The following is a 23,217-nucleotide window of genomic DNA, read 5'->3' on the forward strand; positions in this document are numbered from 1 at the left end:
AATGGCAAGCAGCTTTCTCAATTTCGTAAGGAACGTGGAACGCATCGGACAGAAGAAGCGTGGACGCAGGCCCGTCTTTAGCGCCCACCAGTTCTATCCCAGCGCCATCGAGGCCGACCTTCAAAAGGCTACCCGCGAGGAATTTGCAAGGGCGCTGGAACAGAATATCCAGCTCGCCCTCATGGGCTTCGTTGACGACCTTGACGATCTTGCGAAAGCGAAAGCTGAACTGTCCCCGGAATTTGTAAAGAAGGTGTCAAGCCTAGCCGATGCCGTCGGAGTAAAGACGGGCTGGAATTTCAGCGAATATTCCAAAATGCTTGTGGGCCAGCCCTACTTCCCCCCGGAAGCGGAAAAGTCCATCTTTGACGCATGGAAGGCAAATTTCCAACAGCTCTGCATAAGTGCCGAAACCGACGCCAAGGCAAAGATATCCAGGCTCGCCACCGACGCGAGGATGAAGGGCTGGAGCAAATCGCAACTTGAATCTGCAATTCGCAGGGAATTGCCGATGGAGACAAAGCATCGCGCGGAGCTGATCGCCAGAACGGAAATGGGAAAGCTCAATTCAGCAGCCAACCTTTCCACCTACAAGAAACTGGGCATCCGCTACTATATGTGGATGACAACGCTGGACGGGCGCGAGCGTGATTCCCACGCCCTCATGAACGGCTTGATCTGCAGCGTCGAAAATCCGGACGTCTATTATGAGGAAACTCCCGAAGGACTTGTGGAGCATCCAAGAACCTCGGAAATGTACCATGGAACCCCCGGAGAGGACTTCCAATGCCGTTGCAGCATGGTCGCCTGGGAGCCGGAAATCGACGGAAAATACCAGGTCAGACAGGCGGAACAGCCAGAGACTCCGCAGCAGGGCGCAAACGAGGCTACGAGCGCCCAGCTGGAAAAGATGGAACAGACTATCGCCCAGCAGGAAAAACAGCTGCAGGCGCTTAAAATGGAGCAGGAATCGCTGTTATCCAGGCAAAGGCTCATCCAGGCCGCAGAAAAACGCCACGAAAGGACACCACAGCAGATCGCGGATATCCAAAACCGCTGGGAGGAAAGACTCCGCAGGCGCAGAATTGCCGAAATTGCCCAGAAAAGGCATGAAAAAAGGACTATTTCACAGGAAAACGCCATCCGGAAGGAGCTGGAACGCAGAACATCCATCCGTACAGAGGCGCACAAGCTGTTACAGGAAGCAAACGGGCTTCATGGATTGTCCGGTAAGGACGAACTGGAAAAAGCCCTGCAGAAGGGCGGCAAAAGCGCCTACAGCGAAATGGAGGCCCAGAGCGCCAAACTGGAGGAATCCCTCAAGAAGCTCAAGGCCTGTACCTACCTTGAGGACCCGATCCAGGTCGCCAGGGATTTCGACTATGACACAGCCATTCTAGTCAATGATTCCGTCAAGAAGAAACTCGACGGGATGCCCCGTTCCCTTTCCAGCCGAAAGCATGACCTTGAATTTGAAATCAAGTGGGTGGAGGACCATAAGAAGTATTCCAGCTGGAAGGTCGCACAGGACGCCTATAAGAAGGCGCTTCGCGAGGTGGAACAGAAAATCCTATGGGAATCCGACATTCAACGCGTGGACGAAATCAAGGACTTTCTTGCCAAGCATCCGAAATCCGGGATCATCAAGAAGCTGGCGGAGGATATGGACGCCGCGATTGCAAAGGGTGACGCCGCAGCAAGAACGGAGCTTCAACAGCTGTTGAAGAAGGCCGAAACCAGAAAGGCGGAAATCGAAGCCAAGGAACTTCGCGAACGCTTGAAGAAGATCAAGAGTGGAACAGCTGGGGGCGTCCCGTTCGGGAATGTAACCCTGCCGGAACTCAAGGCAACCATGGGAGCAAACCTCCCCAAGACGCTTGAACATCTGGACGACGCCATCGCCAAGTATGAAAAATCCAGAAAGTACGGTTCGGACACAAAGAAGTACGCCAAGGAAATCGAAGCCAACATGAAGATGCTTTTCCAGCAGCATGACCTGGGAATGCATATCGACGACGACATCCTGGAAAAGGTTCTTACCAGCCATTTCAAGAACACTTTCGAAACAGGAAGCTCCGGCGGTTATTGTGGTCCAAGTCTAAACGCAGACGGTTCAATCAAACAGTCTCACGCGCGTTTGGGCGCCGCCCATAACCTTTTTGGCCTTGGTTCCACCGACAGGGCAAATCAGCTCAAGATCGGCCAGTACGAAAAATACGGAAACCTGCTGGACCACGACAAACTTCGCGAGTTCAAGTCCCACAATCCGGCCACGCAGTACGGAAATGTCACAGTTCGTTTCAAGAAGGATAAGGTCGTCTGCACCTGGACTGCTGGCGACAGCCTCGGCGAAACTTACCAGCCCAGCCTCGTCACCGATCCGAAGGCTGTATCCTATGACGATATGTACGAGAAAAAGTTACCCAAACTGGGAACTGACACCTCCAACATGGCAAAGTTCCGCAGCAACAACATTTCAAGCTACCTGGAACTCCAGTTCCATGGCGACGTCACCATTGACTGCGTGGAATCGCTTACCTATCCCTATGACTTGACTGATAAAAGTAGAGCCACCCATTTACAGGTGGCTAAGAAATGGCAGAGCATAGGTGCCGAGGTTTATTACGTCAAAAACGGAAAACTGGAAAAATTATAGTTTTTTCTTCCTAACGATTTTTCTTTTTGGAACATCATAACTATCGCCATTATTCACAATTTTTTCCTTTTTCAACAATCCTTCGATAATTGAATCATAATCTGGAGAATTTCCAAAATTTATAACAAACGCGGAATACAACACATCTTTCAATATACCAGTTTTCCCTTTTGCTAAATCAGGTTGATTCAGCTGTTTGCAAAAGTCCTTTATATAATTTTTAACTTGGAAAACAATCCACTTCTGCATTTCACCTTTACTGGCACTTTTTTGATTCCATGGTGCTTGCTTAACATCGGTCTTTCTCCTGATAAGTTCGTCTTCCAACGCAAGCCTAAAAGGTTCTGGTTCCACATGAATGAACGAAATGCTTATTTCATGACCATTTTGAGAAGCGTCCTTAACCAGTTCTAATTTAGACTGAGTTTTTTCATGACACTTTACTAAATGTTGTTTCAACCGACCTGTTAGCTTAAGGGTTTTCCCGGCTTCACCAATATACATTAGCTCATCATCCACCCAAATGGAATAAATTCCGCTTGTAGAAGGAACTTCCTTCGGAAGCTCACCTTTTTCATTGCCTATTACGCTTTTTTTCACTTTAATGCGCATAGTTGGATTGCATAATTTTTCTAAAGCATCATTAACAATATCGTTAAAAGTATTTTTGGGTAGTTCAACAGTTTCAAGAGTCATATTTATCCTTTTCTCAACAATAAACATATTCGCTATTTTGAATATATAAAATTATCGAATATTCTTATCTACAGTTTCCTTGCACTGTTTCAGCATTGCTTCCGCAGCCTTGTGGGCATCACCATGAATCTTTTCCAGGAAGGCTTTCGTCTTGTTGCGAAAGTTATCATTGAACTCACCCTGCAAGACATTAGGCCATTTCCCAATTTTCAAATCTTTGACAAAGGTTTTTGCCAAAACACGAATTTCACTTTTTCCAGGATATTTCTTTTCCCGGTAATAGTCGCGCGTCAAGTTCGAAAGGCGCGCCATCGCTGTTTCCAAATCAATGTCGGCGCCCGTTTTGGCAAAGATTTTTAGGGAATTTTCAAGGCATTGCATAAAAAGTCCAACAGCTTCTAAAGAATTATATCCAATGAAGCGGGTTTCACAGGTTCCAGAAAGCCAATCAAAGGATCGAGAGAACTGTTTCCCCTAACCTCCTGAACAACCTTGAAAATCTTTGCTGCGGTGGCGCCTGCCTTGGGCGTAAACTCCGATCCATCGGAATACCTGGTAAAGATGATGTTATCCAACCAGCGACACCATGTAATCGAATAATCATGGGTCATGCAGTATTCAGTCAATTCAACAGAGGCAGCAAGGTCTTTATAGTTCATAATTCGTCAATTAGTCATTATCCCAGATAGGAAAACCTGACGGATCAACGTAATCACAGTCCACGGGCTTCTTTCGTTGCGGATTCAAATCGACTTCCTTCTTTTCAGTCTTAACAACCTTGCAAGGAACTTCGTACTTTTCCATCAGTTTTTTCAAGTCATTCATAATCAGCTTCCCTATAGGATTCTATTTCAAGATAACAAAAACTCCAAGATTTGTGCAATCTTGGAGCCTTGAAGAACTGTCTATGGATTTAAATCTCTATTCCCTGTCGCCAGCGACAATCAGCAGATCGTCATAATTGTCGTCCTTTTCCAGTTTTTCGACCTGGCGATAATCGCCATTTCCATTCTGTGAAAGAACAACCCAGTCCGACGGAAACTTCTGCAGTTCCTTGATAAGTTCTCCAGCTGTCATTTGGGCCTCACCGTTAGAAATAGAGCTTGCTGACGTTCGAGCGAATTTCCTCGCTTGCCTTGGAGTTCTTGAGGTACTCACGAATCAGTTCTACAAACTGATAGGGCGCCCACTTCGCGATATAGGCGCAGACCATCCTAAAGAAGTCCAGCTCCGTCTGCTTTTCAACAGTCCGGGCATATTCCTTGCAGACGAAATTTTCAGCCACCCAGAACTTGCCTGCATGACCCTTCCCCGCCTCGAAGGGACAGTTTTCCTCGCCCTTGTAATAGGTACAGAAATCTTCAAACATTGATTTTTCCTTTTGTGTCAAGATAGCATTTTAAGACTGTTGCTGAATGTCCTTCAACATATCGGCAACCACAGACTTTATCCAGCCAGGTTTCAGCTCATAGCCGGAGGAACATTTCTCCAGATAGTCCGTCACCTTGGCCTCTATCTGATCCAGATTGTCGAACACCGTAAAGCAGCATTCCGGGTCCTGGGTCAAGGGAGAGCCACGTCCAGCCGTGCGGTTCTGCAAGCTGCAGGCGTAATAGACATAGGGATAGAGAAGCGCGCATTTAAGCTCCAAATAGGCCATGTAGCCCTCGCCCTTCGTATAGGTGTGAACATTCGTCACATAGACGCCCACATCGTTCGTAAGGGCGCAAAGCCACGATTTACACCATGGCTTTGCACTGTTGGGGATTTCTACGCGGTCAAGTATCGAAAAGAAATCCAGCTGGTCTGTCATTTGTGGCCTATAACCTCGAAGCGATCGTTCTCGGGCTGAACAGCCAGCCCACCCCAGCTTCCATGCAGCTGGCCCAGGCTGTCGATGTGTTCCACGACGCCTGTCTTTCCCGTATAACGCGGTTCGCCAAGCATTTCAATGATCTTGATAATGTCTCCAACTTTTACCATGGTCGCCTCCTAGCAGTATTCCACCTGGGTCAGCATTTCATAGCCTTCCGGAAAGTTACGGGTACAGAGCTTCTGGACTCGCTCGCGAACGTATTCGATTTCATCATCCTCAAGTCCGGTTTCTACGCCATCCTTGCAGTTCACCACAAGAAGGTTGCCCACAAACATAGGCGCGCCCAGGTTGTCGATGGCGCTGATCTTGTTATCTTCCTTCATCAGCCCCTCATCATCACAGATAATGTCGAATACCCTCTTGCCGACCTTGCGCGACTGGATGTCAATCAGTTCACAGTGAAGCTCGCGATAATAGTCCTCCAGCTTGTTCTCGATTTCAACGACGCGGCTGTTTCCGCCAATCACGTCAATAAGAAATGCCTTGATTTTCATAATTCGGTGTCCCTTAAATTTTGGTGGTGATTATTTGATGGTCCAGCAGGATTCTCGCGCCTGCCATTCAGCCTTGAGTCCAAATGCGGCCGCGATCTCGATTACAGTCTGTTTCTGGACCGCTACGGCACTCAAAAGCTCACGCTGGTACTTGCGATACTCCGCGCTGGAGCTGTTTTCGGCGGTCTTGCGAAGTTCCACCGATTTTTGCTCATAACCCCAGAGCGCCTTGAGCAGCACCTTCTTGACTTCTTCAATTTCCATTTTCATTCCCTGTTTAAAAATACCTAACTTGATTAGGTTTTTCAAGTAATAAAAAAGGAGGAATCTGAACAGCCTTGAACTAGGCCTCGGATTCCTCCGGTTCTTCTTCGGATTCCTCAATCGCGCTGTCGATCAGTTCCTCCAGTTCCTCCATGGCCTTTTCAATTCCCTCGTCCAGCAAATAGCAACGGATCGTCACGTCAGCCCATTCGGCGCCCTTCGCGATGGCGTCACACTCGCAACAGAACTCGCTCATGGCTTCGCCAAGCAGGTCCCAGTTACCAGCAAGATTCTGTTCCGCTTCATAGGAGGAAAAGGTATAGGAACCGGAAGCATTGCCTGTGACGGAATCGTCAATCCAGAACGCGTCATGGAACTTTTCAGTCAGCGTTTCCTTAGACATTCCCTTCACTTCATCCTTATGGTATTCCAGGTATTCCTTGATAGCGGTTTCACAATCTTCTTTGATGGCGTCGCGGTAATTGTAGCTCATGGTTCGGTGTCCTTTATATTCAATGGTGATTTTTAAGCGATTGCGGCCTGGTATTTTTCCAGTACACAGTTTTCGATGTGTTCGCGGAGCTGGCGGGTAACGGGCTGGGCAATATAACGGAAATCCTCACCCTTATAGAACGGGTCGTTCGGATAGCCGACAAACAAGCCGTTTTCGCCATCCATGATGCGCAAGCCGCGAAGCATGAGCTGGTCATTGAAAACAACAGTTGCAAGGCCCTTCATGTGGCCCATGCTGGGGCCTTCCTTGAAGGGGAAAACCTGCACGTTCGTGATTGCCAAACAGTCAAAGACGTTTGCGATCTGGGTTTCGGTGTTTTTGGTTTCGTTATTCATGATTTTTTCCTTTTTTAGGGTTTGTGGTTAAAAGAAAGGCCTGCCGATCAGCAGGTCCTAAATGATGTAGGCCGGGTGAGCCTTGTGGTCGGTTCCGCCAAGGTAGCGTTTGACCCATTCAATAGCAGCCTTCTTGCTGCTGGCTACGTCAACAGTCACGCTCCAGGTTCTGGGTTCCCCGTTAAACTTGTAGGCGACGTTATAGTACCTAAACTCGCCCTTATTTGTCTTTCTTGTATTCATTTGAACCAGCCTTGTTTGCTCATTTGTACACCACAAATCTACATAACCGCACAGCTGTGTCAAGACGTAAATCAAGAAAAATTCAAATATTTTTCATTTTCTTTCAATTTTTATTGTTCAATAGACAAAAAAAAAGAGCCATAGACGGATAGTCTATAGCCCTTTCACGATTTCCGCAAGGTTCTAAATCTTGGGAACCAGTTCGACAGCCTTGCGCTTGCCCTCATCCAGCACCTTTGTGTAAATTTGGGTCGTCTTGACGTTGGTATGGCCCAAAATCTTGCTGACGGTATAAAGGTCCGCCCCGTATGAAAGCATCAAGGTCGCACAGGTATGACGGGAACAGTGAAAGGTAATGTGTTTCTTTATGCCGGAAAGTTCTACCAGCTTTGCAAGTTTTATATCTGCATGGCACGATCTGCCAGGAATGGCATCAAATATTCGATCCTCGTCTCGAACGTTTTCGTTTCTTTGCGGAATAAATTGCAAAGCGTTTTGCGAAAGAGGAATACGAACTTCCTCCTTCGTTTTCATCTGTTCCGTAATCAAAATACCGTCTTGAATGTCGCCCCATTTTGCCTTATAAATATCGCTATAACGAAGCCCCGTAAAACAGCCAAACAGAAAAGCGTCCTTTATCATGAACCAGCGCCTTGCAGCAGATGCACCACATTTATCGACAGGAGGTTCAACAGCCATGAACTGCTTTATTTCATCCAAAGTCAAGAAAACCTTATTACCAGGTTTTGGCGATGGAACAACACCAGAAAAATCCGGGAGCTGAGGAACAAGACCTTCCTTGAAAGCTTGTCGCATGGCCAACTTAAGAAACGCACCGTTTGAGTTTTGTGCGTTTTGAGAACATTCTCCCCAAGCATCTCGAATGATCTTTGAAAGGCAGGCCCTATCAACAGAAGCGAGCATTATCTTATTCGGAATACGTTTCGCAGCCGACGTAAAAGAACGAACGGTATTTTTCACTTTATATCGACTTGCAACTTCCAAAGCATAATCTCTAAATGAGATGCTGGTTGCTTCAAATTTCTTGACAGCGATTCCTGCTTCTATGGCAATCAGCTCTTCCATTTTCTTGGCCTTGAGTTGTTGGGCCAAACGCATTGTAGTTGCATTTTGAACTTTATCTTTTCCAAGATAGAGTCCTAAAAATTCGCGTTCCCTTTTGCCATGAAAGAACCAATCCAGATATAGGGACTGGCCTCCATTTTTCATGGTACGCTTTCTCAAATTGACTGTTTCACGAACCTTACTCATAGACCTCCCCGGCGATCCTCGGGTGCCAGTCAAGTGACGCTCGAGTGACGGTTTCAGTCCAAAAGTAACACTACAAAAGCAAAATTGAAAGAGGTATTTTTACGAAAATTGCCGTTTTTAGCTCAATTTAGGCGTTTTTGAGTTTATGCAGGTTTCTGTCAGCGTGAAGGATTATAATTGTTCATCAGCACCATGGCTATAGCTACGCACAACATAACGACACTACCAACTATGACCTGCTGTTTATGGTCGTACTCGCGTTTGACATAGCTAGGGTTCTCTTCGTTCAGTTCCTGCAAGGTCGGACCTTCCGCCAGCTTTGTACTATCAATACCATAGAGTTCGGCAATTTCAGCATCCGTCATATTTAGGGTATTGACATAGGCGGAATCATACTGGTCCAGCTTGTCGGCGGCAGACGAAACCACCGGCGTCAGTGCGACGCAGGCGATTGCAAATGCGAATATTGCAAACACACGATTCAATGCCATAGCAACTTGCGAAGCAGAGCCTGCCCTGAGCATAGCGAAGGGTGGCGATTAGGCCGATTATTCCTGAGCCAGCTTGTCGAGAATTTCGTTCACCATACCCGGGTTAGCCTTGCCACCGGACTTACGCATGGTCATACCCACAAGGAAGCCCTTCAGAGCCACCTTACCGGCCTTGAATTCTGCGAACTGGGCAGCGTTGGCAGCGCAAACTTCGCGAACAATAGCTTCGATAGCGCCAGTGTCAGCCACCTGGACCAGGCCCTTTTCCTTAACGATATCTGCAGGATCCTTGCCAGTTTCGAACATGTCGGCGAAGACGGTCTTTGCAATCTTACCGTTGATGGTCTTGTCTTCGATCAGGTTCACCAGGGCGCAGAGCTGTTCCGGCTTGATCTTCAGGTCAGCGAGGCCACCTTCCAGATCCTTCATCTTTGCCAGGAGTTCGGTAATGACCCAGTTAGCGAGAACCTTGCCGTTCTTGCAGTTCTTGGAAGCGGTGTCGAACCAGTCGCTGATGTCGCGGTCGTCGGTCAAAACCTGTGCGTCGTATTCAGATACGCCAAGGTCATTCATGAAGCGGGCGCGACGTGCATCCGGCAGTTCCGGAAGGGTGCGACGGATTTCTTCCACGAAGGCAGGATCGGTCACGAGACGGACCATATCCGGTTCCGGGAAGTACTTATAGTCATGAGCGTCTTCCTTGGAGCGGATGACGATGGTCTTATCGGCGTTGGGATCGTAACGCTTGGTGCACTGTTCCACTTCCTTGCCTGCGTCGAGCGTTGCGGACTGCAAGTAGTATTCGGCGTTCAGAGCCTTTTCAAGGTTAGTGAAGCTGTTCAAGTTCTTGATTTCTGCACGGGTGCCGAAGGGAGCGTCTTCGGAAGCGCGGAGAGAGATGTTACCATCGCAGCGCATGTTGCCGTTTTCCATGTTAGCATTGGAAACGCGGGTGTATTCCAAAGTCTGCTTGATCTTCTTGAGGACCAGCACAGCTTCTTCCGGGCTACGGATGTCCGGTTCAGTCACGATTTCGCAAAGCGGAGTACCGCAGCGGTTTGCGTCGAAGTGAGAGTCGGTGGGGCTCATGTCGTGGATCAGCTTACCGGCATCTTCTTCCATATGGATACGGGTAATGCCCACGCGCTTCTTGGTACCGTCGGCCTTGATGATTTCCAGCCAGCCGTTCTTGCAAATCGGGTGGTCGTACACCGGAAGACCACCAGTCTGGGTAATCTGATAGCCCTTAGGAAGGTCCGGATAGAAGTAGTTCTTACGAGTCCACATGGCGTTCAGGTCGATTTCGCAGTTGAGAGCGAGACCCAGGCGGATAGCGTATTCCACAGCCTGCTTGTTGGGAACCGGCATGGCACCGGGCATACCCAGGCAAACCGGGCAAACGTGCTTATTAGGAGTAGTGTTCACTTCAATTTCGCAACCGCAGAACATCTTCGTCTTGGTAGCGAGCTGGCAATGGATTTCGAGACCGATAACGGTAGAGTAGTTAGGCATATTAACTCCAGTAAATTTACAAGAGAAAATGTAGAAAAAAGCCACACTAACAAAGTGCGGCTCAATTCAAAATTACTCAATGGTGAAGTATGTATCGTAGTAGATAAAGGGGCGCTTCTTCTTTTTCTTGAACTTGCCCTTTCCACCGCCTTCCAATTCAGAGACCAGATCCTGGAGGCCGCCCATTTCAACCTTGTTGGGATCGTCTTCTTCTTCGGCTTCCTTGACCTTGAAGTAAGGGATTACCAGATCGAAGTCATCCTTGTCTGCATCCTTTTCGAAGTTGAAGGAATATTCCGTTTCGGTGTTGCCATCCTTAACGCGCTTGGTAGAGATGTTGATGCTCATCAGGCGGGCATTGAGAGTCACTGCATCAAACTGAACAGTCATGTCCAGGGCGTATTCTTCCAGAGGCAAGGTGGTCTTAGAAAAGCAGAAGTCACCAACGCTGTTGAATGCACCATCAATTTCGACACCGTACTTGATCAGGTCGCGGAGCATGCCGTGGGTTGCGCCGTATTCCATAGCCTTGAGGGTGAACTTGGACTTCACCATGAGCTGCTGCAGCTTCAGGGAATACTTGTCCAGACGAGACGTCAGGTTCATTTGCATCTTATATTCATTTGCCATATCGAGTCCTTCTTTTGTCGGGCGCAAATATAATTATAAAACTTCTTCCAGCGTTACCACGGGTATATCCGTAGAGTTCGCAAAGTTCACATTCTCGGTAAGGATGCAATCCGCTCCGTTCACGAATGCCGTGGCCAGTCGCAGGGAATCTTCTTCGGAAAGCTTGTGGTTTGTACGATTGGCAGATGCAAAAAGTTCTGCAGCCTTCACCGCGATTTCGCCATTCACGTCACAGAGTTTAACGTTCTGGGAATGTTCAAAGAACTCACGGTACTGGCGGGCAAGAACGCCCTCCCCTGCCACACAGGCCTTGCGGGAAAGTTCAAACAGGGTGACGCTAGAAGTCAGAATCGTGATGTTCTTTTCGTAAGCATAGTCCAGCACCGACGAAACGACAGGATAGAAGTCCGGATGCATCTGGAGCAGGCGGACAACTGCGCTTGTATCCAGAAATAGAATGCGGGACTGTTCTATAACCTTGTTCATAAAGTTAGAGTGTCTGACCTGCTGTAATTACTCGTAGATTTCCATCTGGGCGATGTCTTCACGCATGCCGGCACGAACCATCCTGAATCGTTCAGCCTTGGGGTAGAAGTACCAGATCCACCATTCACCGCTAATATCGGTGCGCTTGGTCTTGATGGCCACGGGCTTTTCACCCTTGAAGTAGTCGCGCTTGTGGGGAATCACGTGTTCGAAGGGACGATAGGTATGGACTTCTTCGCCAGCCTTACGTTCGATAAAGCCGTTGCCGCCCTTACTCCAGGTGATGGTCACCTTTCCGTTTTCATCCTTTTCTTCCTTGCAGGAATCAAAGCCGCTGTCGCACCACTTGAAGTACTTGTAGGTGAAAGCCTGTTCGGGCATGTTGAAGGTTTCGACCACGCGACGGATGCCCCTGAAGTCGTTGTATTCGCCTTCGAGAGTGTAGTTGCCCACGTTGTATTCGGAGCAGCCACGCTGAGCCACCTTCACTCGACGGTTGGCGATTGCCAGGTCAACGGTGCAGCCTTCTTCGCTATAGGTCATGCGACCCTGGCCGCCGGCTTCGCGCATTTCCACATTGCTGGCTTCCAGTTCGGCACGACCAGATTCGGGGCCATTCTGGATGATAAAGGTAAACTGTCTGGGGTTCGTAGGAGACTTCTTGAGGACAACGCGACCGGTTGCGGAGGCGTACTCGCCACTCAGGTCCTGGGCTGCCTGCTGGAAACGGGCCAGGTCGGCGCGCTTGACCCAGAGGGCACCATACTTACAATCGATGGGTACGAAACGGGGCGGTTCAGAGGGAGTTACCTTTTCATAATAGACCACCTTCTTCTTGACGGTCTTCATCTTGGGGCGTCCCTTCTTGTCTTTCTTGACATTGCCCTTCTTGTCCTTGACTTCCACCTTTTCCTTGACAATCTTGGTCTTTTTTACGGAATCCTGGGGAATGGGCAGTTCCTTGATCCAGTCATTAAGCTGGAGGGTTGCTGCGGGGGTACTTTCGTCTACGGTACCGCCAACCTTTTTATAAACGGACAGAGTTTCTTGTGAAAAACCGAATGCAACGGCAAAAAACAATGCAAAAATGATAGATCTCTTCAAAATTCACCTCTTTTGAAGCGTAAAGTTAGCCATTTTAAATGATAAATGAAAGTAAAAACCCCTAAGGAAAGTTTTTTTTACCATACTGCCAAAATTTTTTACTAAAATTTGAACGTGGAATTAGTGAAAGGAGTTCCCTCTATGAAGAAAATGTTTTTAGCCTCTTGCATCATGGCTGCTGCTGTTTTTGCTGCACCTGAAGCATCTGCACCCGCTGCAGCACCTGCTGCCGCTCCCGCCGCCGCAGCTCCCGCCGCCGCAGCTCCCGCTGCCCAGCCTGCTGCCCCCGCTGCCGAAAAGGCCGCTCCTGCTGCTACCGAAGCAGCTGCTCCTGCCGCTGCTCCCGCTGCAGCTGAAGTAGCAGCCCCGGCCGCCGCTCCCGCTGCTCCCGCCGCCGAAAAGGCAGCACCTGCAGCCGAAGTCGCCGCCCCTGCCGAAGCAGCTCCTGCCGAAGCCGCTGCTGCCCCCGCTGAAGAAGTGAAGGCTGCCGAAGCTCCCGCCGAAGCCGCTGCCGAACAGGCACCCGCCGCCGAAGCCGCTGCCGCTGAAGCACCCGCAGCAGAAGCTGTTGCCGCAGAAGAAGCCAAGGCCGAAGAAGTAAAGGCCGCCGAAGCTCCTGCCGCAGAACCTGCCGTCGAAGCAGCACCTGCAGCCGAAGTTGCAGCCGCTCCCGCTGCTGAACAGGCTCAGCCCAAGAAGAAGAAGCGCAAAAAGAAAAAGATGATCGAAAACGCAGTGATGTCTGTTAACCAGATCAACTTCGACATCAACGCTGACTTCGAATTGGAAGCAGGCAAGGTATTCTGGTCTTCCGAAAACGACAAGTATAGCGACAACCTGGAAACCTGGAACGGAGAAGCTAACTTTGCAGTCCTCGCTGAAACCGAAGACTTCAAGGGCAAGATCGGCCTCGCATTCTACCCCGGCGACCTGAAGTCCTCCGACGACAACGTCGACAAGAAGGTCAAGAAGGAACAGATCCGTAACAGCTCCGCAGAAACTGCAGCAGCCGACTACTTCTCCCTGGACGAAGCATGGGCAATGCAGGGCACCGACTACTTCACCTTCAAGGTGGGTCGTTGGGACAACACTGACAAGAGCGGTGACTACTTCGGTGGCTACATCGATGGTTACGTAAACGGCTTCCTCTCCACTCAGGCTTCCGAAAACCAGTTGCAGTTCGGCTTCACCCCGAGCGACAACATGGACCTGTACCTGTCTCTCATCAGCAAGTCTGAAAATCTGGACAGAGGCGACATCCGTGCTGCATTCAACTTCCACGGCCTCGAAGGTCTTGAAAAGCTGAAGGTTCAGCTGGCTTACCGCAGCAACCTCTTCGACGCCATCTACGACGCCGATGCAGACATCAAGCACAACGTTTCCGCCAAGTTCAACCTGCCGGTTGTCTCCAACACCATGGACATCTTCGCTGAAGGCGCCCTCATGGACGTTTCCGACGACCTGGTTATCCCGGTTACCGGCGGTGTTACCTTCTACACCAAGGTTGTGGACCGCATCATCGTCGAAGCCGAATACGTTGCTGACCGTAACGAACACAAGGAATTCGGTGTTAGCGACAAGCAGAAGCATGTGAAGGACGTTCTCGGTGCAATCTACCTGGAAAAGGCATTCACCGACCGCTTCAGCCTCTCTGCTGGTTTCCACAGCTACGGTTCTACCAAGGACTACATGCTGTCTGGCAACCTGGTTGGCCGCATCAACTAATCACATTAGAGAATTTCTCTGAAAAAGTGTCTGGTTTAGCGCCAGGCACTTTTTTTATTCCCAAGGTTAAACGTTCCTTCCCACATATAAACCCAAACAAAAAAACGCCCGGCTTAAGCCGAGCGCTCGCAAAAAAAATTTGACTTTAAATTAGAGACCCTTGCGATCCAGATCCATCATGAGAGACTGGAGGGAATCTTCGACGCTGGTGCGGAAGTCTGCAACACCCAGGCTGCAGCTAGCAACAACTTCGCTACCCTTGGCAATGCGAATGATAGTGAAACCACCTTCATTAGAAAAAGAAACAGACAGACCCTTATTCAGTGCCTTTTCCAGCAAATCACGCATTAGAAACTCCTTTTTTGAGGATTGATAAAACTTATAGCCCTAAATTAGGCTTTTTCGTTTGGAAAAACAACCCTTTTTTACAGAATTTGAGCAAAAAAAAGGCATTTTTTAGACCAAGCAAGTCTATATTTTGACACATGTTCGATTTTCACCTCCATTTGTCACGACTCCCCCACTCCGCCGATGTGGCCAAAGCCCTCTTACAAGCCGATTGCGGATTCAACAACGTGGCTTGCGAGCCCTGGGAATGGGAAAAATCGATGGAACTGATGAAAATCACTGACGTTCAGCACGCCCGGTCCGCAACGAAATGGACACAAGCCTTCGGTGTACACCCCATGGCCGCCGCCCAAGTGAGCGAATCAGAAATGAACCGCCTAGAACAGATTCTCCGTAGCGGCGATTATGCCGTTGGCGAATGCGGGCTAGACAAGCGTTTTGAAGGATATGAGTCCGCAGGAGTTCAAGAGCTAATTTTTAAAAGACAGGTAATGTGGGCGCAGGAATTAAACCGCCCCATTCAGGTTCACTGCGTCGGAGATTACAGCAGGATATTGAAAATGATCGCAGACGTGGAATGCTGCCAACGGGAAACCGCCCCGGTCCCTCAGGTCATTTTCCACCGCTTCGGCGGGGACGCTGGCATTATCAAGGCGACACTGCAACAGCTGGGTACACGGGCCCTCTTTTCGCTGCACGCCGACTCCTTCCGCAAAAAATCAACGGCAGCCGCAATGGGTCTAATCCCTCGGGAACAAGTCCGCTTTGAAACCGACGCCGACGAAAGTTTCTCACCGAACGACGCAAACACTCCAAACGGCGCAGACGTGCCACCCCGAAATGGCACAGACACCCCCAAAGGCGAATCAGCGTCGGATTGTTCCACCTCAGCCGCCGTTGCCTCCCGAATTCAGGAGTGCTTGGAGCGAATTCATGGGCTGTTTTCGCAGGTTTACTAACCAAACGGGTGCCAAATGGCCAATCAGGCAGTAAAATTTTAATTTGTATGTGTCTTTTTTATGGGTAGCGAGTCTTGATTACGGACCAAACTCCTTTAAAATAGAGATTTAGTTAGTAAAATAAAACACAAATTATCCCGGAACGGATTTTTTTTATGAAAAACTACTAACCAATTACACCAAAAAACGGAGTTTGGTTAGTAAAAATCGCAATTTCGGGGGCTCTCACGCCGTTAAACCGAAATTTTATCAAAAGCCTTGAACTGCTTCAAGGCGTTTTCCGCCAGTTCCGACGCCTTGCCGCGGCCAAGTTCAATCACCACCTGCAAGGGTGAACCGCCCATAATGCGCATGGGGAACAACGCGTTGGCGTACATCTCGCTCAACACGCGGGGGCCAACCGGGGGCGATTCCACGAAGGTGGCCGCAAGCAGCCCCTTCTTCTGTTGCAAGCCCTGGATCTTCAGGCGGCCCGCATGCAGGCCAATTTCAGACACAAGCAAAAGCATCTTGGCCGCTTCGGGAACAGGGCCAAAACGGTCGTTCAGTTCCTGGCCAATGGCTTCCAGGTCGCTGGGCTTTGCCGCACGGGAAATCCTCTGGTACAGCGAAATTCGGGTAAGGCCATCCTGAATGTAGTCTTCGGGCAGGTAGGCGTCCACACCCAATTCCACGCGAGTCTGGATGGGCTTTTCCAGCGGACCGCCGCGGAGCATTTCTACCGCTTCCTTCACCAGGCGCACATAAGTTTCAAAGCCAACTTCGGCAATAAAGCCGTGCTGTTCCTGGCCTAGCAAGTTGCCCGCACCGCGGATTTCAAGGTCGCGCATAGCCAGCTGGTAGCCGCTGCCCAAGTCCGTAAACTGTTCCAGAGCCTTCAGGCGGCGCATGGATTCCGGAGAAATTTCATGTTTGGCGGGAATCACCAGCAAGGCCTTTGCAAGAACGCTACTGCGGCCCACTCGCCCACGCATCTGGTACAGCTGACTGATGCCAAAATGATGGGCGTTCATAATGATAATCGTATTGGCGTTAGGAACGTCCAGGCCCGACTCGATAATGCTTGTGCTTACGAGAACGTCAAACTTTCGAGACAGGAACGCGTCCATGGAATTTTCCAGATCGCGATCGTCCATCTGACCGTGAGCCACACCGATTACCGCATTAGGAACCAGTTCCTGAATTTCGTCGGCCAAATCGTAAATGTTCTGCACGCGGTCATTCACGATAAACACCTGACCGCCACGGGCCAGTTCGTCTACAATGGCGTTCTTGATGACTTCATCGTCACGCTTCAGCAACTTGGTTTCAACAGGCAGGCGATTTACCGGCGGCGTATTGATCAAGGAAATATCGCGGACGCCGGTCATGCTCAAATGCAGGGAACGGGGAATGGGCGTGGCACTCATGCTCAAGGTGTCCACCGCCAGACGCATCTCGCGGAGTTTTTCCTTCTGCTTTACGCCAAACTTCTGTTCTTCGTCAATAATCAAAAGTCCCAAGTCGTGGAACTGATTCTTTTCAGAAAGCAAGGCGTGTGTTCCGATCAGAATATCCACCTTCCCTTCGGCCACCTGCTTGAAAATTTCCTTCTTTTCCTTGGTGGTCTTGTAGCGGTTCACCAAAGCGATGTTGGCGCCGAAACCCGCAAAACGATCCATGAAATTTTCATAATGCTGGGCCGCCAAAATGGTGGTGGGAACAAGAACGGCAACCTGCTTCTTGCTGGCGATACTCTTGCAGGCGGCGCGCATGGCCACCTCAGTTTTTCCAAAGCCAACGTCACCGCAAATCAGGCGGTCCATAGGCTTATGGCTTTCCATATCCCTCTTGATATCGGCGGTAGCCTTCACCTGGTCGGGTGTGGGATCGTATTCAAAGGCGTCTTCAAATTCACGCTGCAGACTATCATCAGGCGGGAACTCAAAACCATCGATCAGTTCGCGCTTGGCGTAAAGTTCCACCAGTTCGCGGGCAATCTGGATGACCTTCTGCTTGACACGCTTCTTGACATTTTCCCAGCTCTTGCCGCCCAGCTTATCTAGCTTCGGTTCGTTTTCGCCGTTATCGAGACGTTCAATTTTTTGAAGGTCCGCCACAGGGAATTTCAGCTTGTCGCCGCCGGCATATTCCAGCAAGGCGCAGTCCACCATGCCGCCGTTCACTTCTACACGGACAAGGCCCAAATAACGGCCAACCCCATGATCTTCGTGGGCTACGAAATCCCCGCGGTTCAGGGATTCCACCATTAACGCACCCGAAACAGAGCCAGCGATTTTCCTTTTGCGGACCTTATTGGAATGACGATTGAAAATTCGAGTTTCCGTCAAGAAGGCGACCTTGTCTTCTTCAAGCCAGAAACCTTCGGTCATATTGCCCAGGATATATTCTTCGATGGGGTAATTGCCAAAAACAAGACGCAAACGGTTTAGGCCCCCCTGGGTGGGGGCCACAACATAAACGGTGCCGCCCGCCGCAGTGAATTCCTCAATTTCACGTTCCACCTGTTCGGTTCCGTGAGATGAAAAATCCTGAGGCTTACAATGAAGATCGAACCAGTTGCCGTCATCCACCTTGACGCGGGTCATGTCCATGGAGGCGCGCCCCACAAAGCCGCGGGAAAGTTCGCCGATCTTGTAAATCAAATCGCTGGGAGCGCAGGCTTCTTCATCCACCAGACGCACTTCATGGTAGGCAGCCTCGTAAGCATAATAGGTCTTGGATGCCTGTTCCGAAAGCAGGGAAAGTTCCTCGAAAACCAGGGAGGCTCCCGGCAAGTAATCCAGCAGACTTCTTTCCAGACGTTCATAGCGACTGCGGTGCCACCAGAGCCCTTCCTGTTCGCCATTATAGCGAGAAAGTTCCTTTTCGGGAACGGTAAATTCGCCCATGGGGTACAGCTGAACTTGTTTCATCTGCTCCACAGAACGCTGGCTGAAGATATCAAAACTTCTAATGGATTCGATTTCGTCGCCAAAGAATTCAATTCGGATCGGGTGCGGGTAAAGCAGGCAGTTTACGTCAACGATACAACCGCGAACCGAGAACTCCCCAACCCCGCTAACCACAGGCTGTTCCACAAAACCGTGGTCCATGAACCAGGGGCGAAGCGTAGACGGTTCAAGAACGTCACCCACCTTCAAATTCAGGCAGTTCTTCATCACGGCACCCGGACTGGGCAGGCGCATGATAAAGGAATCCAGGGGGCAAACCGTAATAAAGGGCGCCTCCCCATGATTGGAATTGTACTTATCTACGTCTCGAAAAAACTTTAGACGTTCTTCTAGGACACCCTCAAAAGGAACCTTCTTTTCGTAAGGCTTCAGGCCCACCGAAGGGAAGAATCGCACGAACTGCTCCCCCACCAGGCTTTCCAGATTTTCAACCCATGCCTCGGCACTTCGGTAATCCCTAGCCACCACAATAATGGGCTCCGGATTCTTCAAGTAACGAGTCGCCACCATCATGGCCGCAAGCGGAATCGTCGCTCCGTTTACGTGGATGGCCTCTCCCTTGACCTTGTGAAAAACGTTAAGGGTTTGCGAGTGGGCGAAGGTTAAAAATTCTGATAAGGATTCCATAATTCGGTGTAAAGATAGCTTTTTTAGCTTTACACCACAGCCTTGGATTTCCAGCGGCCGCTGCGCCAACGCCAAATGTTTGCAATGGAACGGTAGAATTCATCGCAGGCAATGCCGAGCCATAAACCCACCAGCCCAAGGTCCAGAACAAAAGCCAGGAACAGTGCAGTCGGAGCCGCCAGGACCCACATCATGCCGCTTCCCACAATGGCCGGGAACTTGGAATCGCCCGAAGCCCGCAAGGACGTGGTTACGATAAAGTTCACCGCCTTGAAAGGCTGCACCGCCACATCGCACCAAAGGCAAAGGCATCCAAGCTTAATGACGTCGGGATTATCCGTAAAGAATCCGATTAGATGCTCCCCCATCAGGGCCATGCAAATGGACAGCACCAGACCGCTGACCACGCCAATGGCAAGAGTCTGATAGACCCTCTTGTTGGCCTTTTCAAAATCGTGGGCCCCCACCAGATGGGCTACGAGAATCTGGTTTCCATGACCAAGGCCAATTCCAAGAATCACAGAAAGTGCGGCAAAGTTACCTGCGAAAACGCGGGCGGTCATGGCAGTCGTTCCCACATACACAACCATGGCGGTAATAAAAACCTGGAACAGCTGAAAGCTGATGGGTTCCGCAGCGGCAGGCAATCCAATTCGGATCCAGTCCGGCAAAATGGCGCGGGAACGTTTCAGGTCGCGACGGTGTGTCTGGTGTTCCACCTTGTAACGCAAGACGCACCATAGAATTCCAGAAGAAATCAACCAGGAAAGCGCGGTGGCCAGGGCGACGCCATACACGCCCATCTTCGGCAAGCCAAAGCAGCCTTCCAAAAAGACATAGTTCATGGCCGCATTGCTGATAATCGTGATCAAATTTCCGAAGAAATTCCAGATGGTAAGGCCGTGGGTAGCAATAAGGGCCGTCAACGTCGACTGCGCAGACCTGAAAGCAAAACCGGCAGCCACCACAGAAAGGAACTGCTTGGCAAACTGGGCGGGAGCCTCTTCCAACCCCATCCACTTGGGAATGTACCCCGAAATGGGCCAAATGATCAAGCTGAGGGCAAATCCAAGAATCAGACTGCCCACCAACACCATGGACTGCGTCGAACGGGCGTGACTTTTCTGATTGGCCCCGATAAACTGCGATGCGATACTGGCACCGGATTGGGCCAGGGCATTGAGGGCCGTAAAAAGGGGCGGCAAGAACAGGCATCATGGCACCGACCCCAGCCGCAGCCGTTTCCGACGTTCGGGAAAGGAACCAGCTATCCATCAGGGGCTGGAGCATTCCAATGGCAAAAGTCAAAATGAGAGGCCACGAGAGGCTTATAAGGGAACGATCCTTGACTTCAACCTTTTTCATGGCGCGGATTTTAGAAATAAAGACGGCCAAAAACTAGATGGACCTCAAAATAAATTGGTTCTACCAGTATACAGGAAAAAAACTCACTTTTGTGCAGTGTTCATATTGACAATTATCCATTTGAACACTATATTTATAAATGTAAAGTTCAAAAGCGAGGTTTATAATGGAAATGAACGATTCTATGCAGGGTAACGAAAGTTCCCGCAAGGAACTGACTTCCCGTCAGGAAGAAATCCTGGAATACATCAAGAAGTACTCCAAGGAAAACAAGATGCCGCCCACCGTGCGCGAAATCGGCAACCATTTTGAAATTTCTTCTACCAATGGCGTGCGTTCCATTCTCGCAGCCCTCATCAAGAAGGGTTACATCAGCCGTTCTCCCCGCCTGAGCCGCGGTATCGAAATCATCGGTTCCAACGATGACGAAAATAAGGAACTGGCACCCAGCAACACCATCGAAATTCCTATCGTGGGTCGAGTTGCAGCAGGTACCCCCATTCTCGCAGTGCAGAACCTGGAAGGTACTGTTACCATCGACCGCGATTTTCTGGCTTGCCGTACCGACGTCTTTGCACTCCGCGTCAAGGGCGATTCCATGATCAACGCAGGAATCTTTGATGGCGATTTGATCTTTGCACGTCAGCAGAAAACCGCAGACCGCGGCGAAATCATCGTAGCCCAGGTCGATAACGAAGCTACCGTCAAATATTACCACCCCAACGCAGACCACGTCGAGCTGCGCCCTGCAAACCCCAGCTATCGTCCCATCATCGTAAAGAAAGACAAGGACTTTGCCATTGCAGGCCGCGTCATCGGCGTTATGCGCAAGATTAGCTAACCTGCGATTTTTCAAACTCGCTTGCATTTATACAAAAAAAGGCGGACAAAAGTCCGTCTTTTTTTATACCCACACTTTTATAGCCATAAAGAAAGAACCACCGACGAAAGCCGGTGGATTCATTCATTAATCATCAAGATCGGCGAGATCGTCTTCGGCCGCCTTCAGATCGTCTGCGTCCGGTCCCATGATATCTTCATCTTCTTCATCAAGGGAGTCGCCCATGCCGCCCAGCTGGTATTCCACCTTGCGGGCTTCCTTGGACTGACCAAGCTTGAGGATGAATGCACATTCTTCGCAGTAACCGAGATGCTTATCGACCCAGAATTCCGGAGACACCAGGTTGCGGTTGCAACGGGTACACATCTGGGATGCAGCTTCGCGTTCGAAAGCCAGGTTCTGTTCTTCCAGTTCCTTAAGGATGCGTTCAGTCAGTTCTTCCTGAGTTTCTTCAGCAAGAGAAGCCTTGTGACGGATAGCTGCAGTGGGCTTCATTTCGAGACTCTTCATTTCAGAAGACATCTTCTTCTTGTTGGAACGGTCTTCCTGTTCATCAATTTCGACGAACATGACAGACTTAGACAACTTCTTGACGCCTTCCAGCAAAACAGCATAGTCGTACTTGGAGTCAACCTTGGATTCAGCCTTGGGCTCAACCTTCACTTCCACTTTTTCTTCCTTGACTTCAACCTTTGCAGTCTTTGCATGAGCCTTTTCTTCGGCCTTGGGAGCTTCCTTCACGGCGGCCTTTGCAGTCTTTGCAGGAGCCTTTTCAGCAACCTTTTCTTCGGCCTTCGGAGTTTCCTTCGCTGCAGCCTTAGAAGCCTTGGTTTCCTTGGCACTTGCCTTGGAAGCCTTTGCAGGAGCGGATTCAGCAGCCTTGGCTGCGGCCTTTGCCTTGGCGGGAGCAGCCTTTTCGACCTTTTCAACCTTTTCGGCAGCCTTGGCAGCCGGTTTGGCAGCAGACTTAGAAGCAGTCTTGGAGGCAGTTTCCTTGGCAGCAGACTTTGCGGCCTTGGTAACTTCCTTTTCTACAGGCTTAGTTGCCGGTTTCTTGGCTGCACTGGCAGTGGCAGTCTTTTTTGCAGCCGGTTTCTTTTCGGCGGCCTTGGTTTCCTTCGTTGCAACTTTCTTAGAACTCATAGATTACTTCTTTTCTTCGATTTTAATGTTTAAAATTGGGTCGTTCGGTTCAATGCGGCAAACAATATCTTGCCCCTGAAGAACGCGGCCAAACACAGTATGCTTGCCATCCAGGTGGTGCTGCGGTGTCTGAGTAATAAAGAACTGAGATCCGTTGGTGTTGGGGCCACGGTTCGCCATAGAAATCACACCGGCATCATGAACCAGGCTGCTGATTTCATCGTCAATGGTGTATCCAGGACCGCCGGTGCCATTTCCCTTAGGATCGCCACCCTGAATCATAAAACCGTTAATCACACGATGGAACAGAAGTCCATTGTAAAAACCGCTATTGGAAAGTTCAACAAAGTTTGCCACCGTATTCGGAGCAGCCTTAAAATCCAGTTCCACGACAATAGGACCTTCATGAGTAGAAATGGTCGCTACAATGGACTTGATTCCAGTATAATCCTTATTGAAGACCTTCCCTTTTTCGCCATCAGCAAATGTCAAGGAAAAAAGCCCACACAGACCAACACAAAAAACACATGCAAGTGCTAATTTCTTGAACAGTTTCATAGATTCCATCATGTAATCGTATACGAACGAGTTTTTGTCAATAAAAACTAATTGCCTGTAGAATATAGAATATATCGGTTCGGGGGAGGCTGAGCATTTTCTATATTTGGGCGAAATTAAGACG

28 protein-coding genes are annotated in these 23,217 nt (G+C 49.7%); 4 read left to right on the forward strand and 24 right to left on the reverse strand.

The window, feature by feature from the left end; all coding sequences use genetic code 11:
• The first annotated feature begins 1 nt into the window (after nucleotide 1).
• On the forward strand, nucleotides 2-2,656 hold the full coding sequence (locus B7992_RS09495) for a phage minor head protein (RefSeq protein WP_088666140.1): 2,655 nt from the start codon (nucleotides 2-4) through the stop codon (nucleotides 2,654-2,656).
• Here B7992_RS09495 and B7992_RS09500 read toward each other — a convergent pair.
• The 19 genes from B7992_RS09500 to B7992_RS09575 form a co-directional block, all read right to left on the reverse strand.
• Nucleotides 2,651-3,352, reverse strand: coding sequence for a hypothetical protein (locus tag B7992_RS09500; RefSeq protein WP_141100427.1), 702 nt, complete (start codon nucleotides 3,350-3,352; stop codon nucleotides 2,651-2,653). The two genes, B7992_RS09495 and B7992_RS09500, sit on opposite strands and share 6 nt — an antisense overlap.
• Before the next feature lie 51 nt (nucleotides 3,353-3,403).
• Nucleotides 3,404-3,733: a hypothetical protein gene (locus tag B7992_RS09505; protein WP_088666142.1), complete on the reverse strand. Its 330-nt coding sequence runs from the start codon at nucleotides 3,731-3,733 to the stop codon at nucleotides 3,404-3,406.
• A gap of 17 nt (nucleotides 3,734-3,750) precedes the next feature.
• Nucleotides 3,751-4,011: a hypothetical protein gene (locus B7992_RS09510; RefSeq protein WP_088666143.1), complete on the reverse strand. Its 261-nt coding sequence runs from the start codon at nucleotides 4,009-4,011 to the stop codon at nucleotides 3,751-3,753.
• A gap of 10 nt (nucleotides 4,012-4,021) precedes the next feature.
• On the reverse strand, nucleotides 4,022-4,177 hold the full coding sequence (locus B7992_RS16670) for a hypothetical protein (RefSeq protein ID WP_176421903.1): 156 nt from the start codon (nucleotides 4,175-4,177) through the stop codon (nucleotides 4,022-4,024).
• A 96-nt stretch (nucleotides 4,178-4,273) separates the two neighbouring features.
• The gene (locus B7992_RS16675) at nucleotides 4,274-4,429 is read right to left on the reverse strand and encodes a hypothetical protein (protein ID WP_159433303.1); all 156 of its coding nucleotides are present in this window, start codon (nucleotides 4,427-4,429) and stop codon (nucleotides 4,274-4,276) included.
• 13 nt (nucleotides 4,430-4,442) lie between these two features.
• Nucleotides 4,443-4,721: a hypothetical protein gene (locus tag B7992_RS09515; RefSeq protein ID WP_088666144.1), complete on the reverse strand. Its 279-nt coding sequence runs from the start codon at nucleotides 4,719-4,721 to the stop codon at nucleotides 4,443-4,445.
• A 30-nt stretch (nucleotides 4,722-4,751) separates the two neighbouring features.
• Entirely contained in the window at nucleotides 4,752-5,165 is a 414-nt protein-coding gene (locus B7992_RS09520) for a hypothetical protein (RefSeq protein ID WP_088666145.1), read from the reverse strand.
• Nucleotides 5,162-5,335 (reverse strand): DUF4314 domain-containing protein, encoded by a 174-nt coding sequence (locus tag B7992_RS16345; protein ID WP_141100428.1) that lies wholly within the window; start codon nucleotides 5,333-5,335, stop codon nucleotides 5,162-5,164. The genes B7992_RS09520 and B7992_RS16345 overlap by 4 nt, the downstream gene beginning before the upstream one ends.
• Before the next feature lie 9 nt (nucleotides 5,336-5,344).
• Entirely contained in the window at nucleotides 5,345-5,722 is a 378-nt protein-coding gene (locus B7992_RS09525; protein WP_088666146.1) for a hypothetical protein, read from the reverse strand.
• A gap of 30 nt (nucleotides 5,723-5,752) precedes the next feature.
• The gene (locus B7992_RS09530) at nucleotides 5,753-5,992 is read right to left on the reverse strand and encodes a hypothetical protein (RefSeq protein ID WP_073225015.1); all 240 of its coding nucleotides are present in this window, start codon (nucleotides 5,990-5,992) and stop codon (nucleotides 5,753-5,755) included.
• Between the two features lie 73 nt (nucleotides 5,993-6,065).
• Entirely contained in the window at nucleotides 6,066-6,479 is a 414-nt protein-coding gene (locus B7992_RS09535) for a hypothetical protein (protein ID WP_088666147.1), read from the reverse strand.
• Nucleotides 6,480-6,511: 32 nt separating this feature from the next.
• Nucleotides 6,512-6,835 carry a SpoVG family protein gene (locus tag B7992_RS09540; RefSeq protein ID WP_254917668.1) on the reverse strand — a complete coding sequence of 108 codons (324 nt, stop codon included), beginning with the start codon at nucleotides 6,833-6,835 and terminating at the stop codon, nucleotides 6,512-6,514.
• A gap of 57 nt (nucleotides 6,836-6,892) precedes the next feature.
• A complete protein-coding gene (locus tag B7992_RS09545) occupies nucleotides 6,893-7,078 on the reverse strand; it encodes a hypothetical protein (protein ID WP_073225020.1) in 186 nt (61 codons plus the stop codon).
• A gap of 183 nt (nucleotides 7,079-7,261) precedes the next feature.
• Nucleotides 7,262-8,350, reverse strand: coding sequence for a site-specific integrase (locus B7992_RS09550; protein ID WP_088666148.1), 1,089 nt, complete (start codon nucleotides 8,348-8,350; stop codon nucleotides 7,262-7,264).
• 158 nt (nucleotides 8,351-8,508) lie between these two features.
• Nucleotides 8,509-8,826 carry a hypothetical protein gene (locus B7992_RS09555; RefSeq protein ID WP_254917669.1) on the reverse strand — a complete coding sequence of 106 codons (318 nt, stop codon included), beginning with the start codon at nucleotides 8,824-8,826 and terminating at the stop codon, nucleotides 8,509-8,511.
• Nucleotides 8,827-8,898: 72 nt separating this feature from the next.
• The gene (gene gatB, locus B7992_RS09560; RefSeq protein ID WP_073161310.1) at nucleotides 8,899-10,353 is read right to left on the reverse strand and encodes an Asp-tRNA(Asn)/Glu-tRNA(Gln) amidotransferase subunit GatB; all 1,455 of its coding nucleotides are present in this window, start codon (nucleotides 10,351-10,353) and stop codon (nucleotides 8,899-8,901) included.
• A 72-nt stretch (nucleotides 10,354-10,425) separates the two neighbouring features.
• Nucleotides 10,426-10,983 (reverse strand): hypothetical protein, encoded by a 558-nt coding sequence (locus B7992_RS09565; protein ID WP_073161309.1) that lies wholly within the window; start codon nucleotides 10,981-10,983, stop codon nucleotides 10,426-10,428.
• Nucleotides 10,984-11,016: 33 nt separating this feature from the next.
• The gene (locus B7992_RS09570) at nucleotides 11,017-11,469 is read right to left on the reverse strand and encodes a PIN domain-containing protein (RefSeq protein ID WP_073161308.1); all 453 of its coding nucleotides are present in this window, start codon (nucleotides 11,467-11,469) and stop codon (nucleotides 11,017-11,019) included.
• Nucleotides 11,470-11,496: 27 nt separating this feature from the next.
• Complete coding sequence (locus B7992_RS09575) at nucleotides 11,497-12,573, reverse strand: hypothetical protein (RefSeq protein WP_073161307.1); 1,077 nt, start codon at nucleotides 12,571-12,573, stop codon at nucleotides 11,497-11,499.
• A gap of 141 nt (nucleotides 12,574-12,714) precedes the next feature.
• Here B7992_RS09575 and B7992_RS09580 point away from each other — a divergent pair, with 141 nt between their 5' ends.
• Complete coding sequence (locus tag B7992_RS09580) at nucleotides 12,715-14,298, forward strand: hypothetical protein (RefSeq protein ID WP_088666149.1); 1,584 nt, start codon at nucleotides 12,715-12,717, stop codon at nucleotides 14,296-14,298.
• Between the two features lie 150 nt (nucleotides 14,299-14,448).
• Here the strand turns inward: B7992_RS09580 and B7992_RS09585 are convergent, their stop codons facing one another.
• On the reverse strand, nucleotides 14,449-14,646 hold the full coding sequence (locus B7992_RS09585) for a hypothetical protein (RefSeq protein ID WP_073161305.1): 198 nt from the start codon (nucleotides 14,644-14,646) through the stop codon (nucleotides 14,449-14,451).
• A 137-nt stretch (nucleotides 14,647-14,783) separates the two neighbouring features.
• Here B7992_RS09585 and B7992_RS09590 point away from each other — a divergent pair, with 137 nt between their 5' ends.
• The gene (locus B7992_RS09590) at nucleotides 14,784-15,605 is read left to right on the forward strand and encodes a TatD family hydrolase (protein WP_088666150.1); all 822 of its coding nucleotides are present in this window, start codon (nucleotides 14,784-14,786) and stop codon (nucleotides 15,603-15,605) included.
• Nucleotides 15,606-15,838: 233 nt separating this feature from the next.
• Here the strand turns inward: B7992_RS09590 and mfd are convergent, their stop codons facing one another.
• Nucleotides 15,839-19,186, reverse strand: coding sequence for a transcription-repair coupling factor (gene mfd, locus B7992_RS09595; RefSeq protein WP_088666151.1), 3,348 nt, complete (start codon nucleotides 19,184-19,186; stop codon nucleotides 15,839-15,841).
• Between the two features lie 29 nt (nucleotides 19,187-19,215).
• On the reverse strand, nucleotides 19,216-20,391 hold the full coding sequence (locus B7992_RS09600) for an MATE family efflux transporter (protein ID WP_254917670.1): 1,176 nt from the start codon (nucleotides 20,389-20,391) through the stop codon (nucleotides 19,216-19,218).
• A gap of 326 nt (nucleotides 20,392-20,717) precedes the next feature.
• Here B7992_RS09600 and lexA point away from each other — a divergent pair, with 326 nt between their 5' ends.
• Complete coding sequence (gene lexA, locus B7992_RS09605; RefSeq protein WP_199173986.1) at nucleotides 20,718-21,392, forward strand: transcriptional repressor LexA; 675 nt, start codon at nucleotides 20,718-20,720, stop codon at nucleotides 21,390-21,392.
• Between the two features lie 126 nt (nucleotides 21,393-21,518).
• On the opposite strand, the gene B7992_RS16680 is transcribed toward lexA, so the two are convergent.
• Nucleotides 21,519-22,535 carry a hypothetical protein gene (locus B7992_RS16680; RefSeq protein ID WP_073236199.1) on the reverse strand — a complete coding sequence of 339 codons (1,017 nt, stop codon included), beginning with the start codon at nucleotides 22,533-22,535 and terminating at the stop codon, nucleotides 21,519-21,521.
• Between the two features lie 3 nt (nucleotides 22,536-22,538).
• Nucleotides 22,539-22,973, reverse strand: a complete 435-nt coding sequence (locus tag B7992_RS09620) for a peptidylprolyl isomerase (protein ID WP_249269370.1) — start codon at nucleotides 22,971-22,973, stop codon at nucleotides 22,539-22,541.
• Nucleotides 22,974-23,217 lie beyond the last annotated feature (244 nt).

Source organism: Fibrobacter sp. UWH1, assembly GCF_002210365.1.
In the GTDB taxonomy this organism is placed as follows: Bacteria; Fibrobacterota; Fibrobacteria; order Fibrobacterales; family Fibrobacteraceae; genus Fibrobacter.

Bases quoted from the DNA above. Each gene is read 5' to 3' on its own strand.
- B7992_RS09495 (WP_088666140.1), top strand. From the start codon at position 2: ATGGCAAGCAGCTTTCTCAATTTCGTAAGGAACGTGGAACGCATCGGA.
- B7992_RS09500 (WP_141100427.1), bottom strand. From the start codon at position 3,352: ATGACTCTTGAAACTGTTGAACTACCCAAAAATACTTTTAACGATATT.
- B7992_RS09505 (WP_088666142.1), bottom strand. From the start codon at position 3,733: ATGCAATGCCTTGAAAATTCCCTAAAAATCTTTGCCAAAACGGGCGCC.
- B7992_RS09510 (WP_088666143.1), bottom strand. From the start codon at position 4,011: ATGAACTATAAAGACCTTGCTGCCTCTGTTGAATTGACTGAATACTGC.
- B7992_RS16670 (WP_176421903.1), bottom strand. From the start codon at position 4,177: ATGAATGACTTGAAAAAACTGATGGAAAAGTACGAAGTTCCTTGCAAG.
- B7992_RS16675 (WP_159433303.1), bottom strand. From the start codon at position 4,429: ATGACAGCTGGAGAACTTATCAAGGAACTGCAGAAGTTTCCGTCGGAC.
- B7992_RS09515 (WP_088666144.1), bottom strand. From the start codon at position 4,721: ATGTTTGAAGATTTCTGTACCTATTACAAGGGCGAGGAAAACTGTCCC.
- B7992_RS09520 (WP_088666145.1), bottom strand. From the start codon at position 5,165: ATGACAGACCAGCTGGATTTCTTTTCGATACTTGACCGCGTAGAAATC.
- B7992_RS16345 (WP_141100428.1), bottom strand. From the start codon at position 5,335: ATGGTAAAAGTTGGAGACATTATCAAGATCATTGAAATGCTTGGCGAA.
- B7992_RS09525 (WP_088666146.1), bottom strand. From the start codon at position 5,722: ATGAAAATCAAGGCATTTCTTATTGACGTGATTGGCGGAAACAGCCGC.
- B7992_RS09530 (WP_073225015.1), bottom strand. From the start codon at position 5,992: ATGAAAATGGAAATTGAAGAAGTCAAGAAGGTGCTGCTCAAGGCGCTC.
- B7992_RS09535 (WP_088666147.1), bottom strand. From the start codon at position 6,479: ATGAGCTACAATTACCGCGACGCCATCAAAGAAGATTGTGAAACCGCT.
- B7992_RS09540 (WP_254917668.1), bottom strand. From the start codon at position 6,835: ATGAATAACGAAACCAAAAACACCGAAACCCAGATCGCAAACGTCTTT.
- B7992_RS09545 (WP_073225020.1), bottom strand. From the start codon at position 7,078: ATGAATACAAGAAAGACAAATAAGGGCGAGTTTAGGTACTATAACGTC.
- B7992_RS09550 (WP_088666148.1), bottom strand. From the start codon at position 8,350: ATGAGTAAGGTTCGTGAAACAGTCAATTTGAGAAAGCGTACCATGAAA.
- gatB (WP_073161310.1), bottom strand. From the start codon at position 10,353: ATGCCTAACTACTCTACCGTTATCGGTCTCGAAATCCATTGCCAGCTC.
- B7992_RS09565 (WP_073161309.1), bottom strand. From the start codon at position 10,983: ATGGCAAATGAATATAAGATGCAAATGAACCTGACGTCTCGTCTGGAC.
- B7992_RS09570 (WP_073161308.1), bottom strand. From the start codon at position 11,469: ATGAACAAGGTTATAGAACAGTCCCGCATTCTATTTCTGGATACAAGC.
- B7992_RS09580 (WP_088666149.1), top strand. From the start codon at position 12,715: ATGAAGAAAATGTTTTTAGCCTCTTGCATCATGGCTGCTGCTGTTTTT.
- B7992_RS09585 (WP_073161305.1), bottom strand. From the start codon at position 14,646: ATGCGTGATTTGCTGGAAAAGGCACTGAATAAGGGTCTGTCTGTTTCT.
- B7992_RS09590 (WP_088666150.1), top strand. From the start codon at position 14,784: ATGTTCGATTTTCACCTCCATTTGTCACGACTCCCCCACTCCGCCGAT.
- mfd (WP_088666151.1), bottom strand. From the start codon at position 19,186: ATGGAATCCTTATCAGAATTTTTAACCTTCGCCCACTCGCAAACCCTT.
- lexA (WP_199173986.1), top strand. From the start codon at position 20,718: ATGGAAATGAACGATTCTATGCAGGGTAACGAAAGTTCCCGCAAGGAA.
- B7992_RS16680 (WP_073236199.1), bottom strand. From the start codon at position 22,535: ATGAGTTCTAAGAAAGTTGCAACGAAGGAAACCAAGGCCGCCGAAAAG.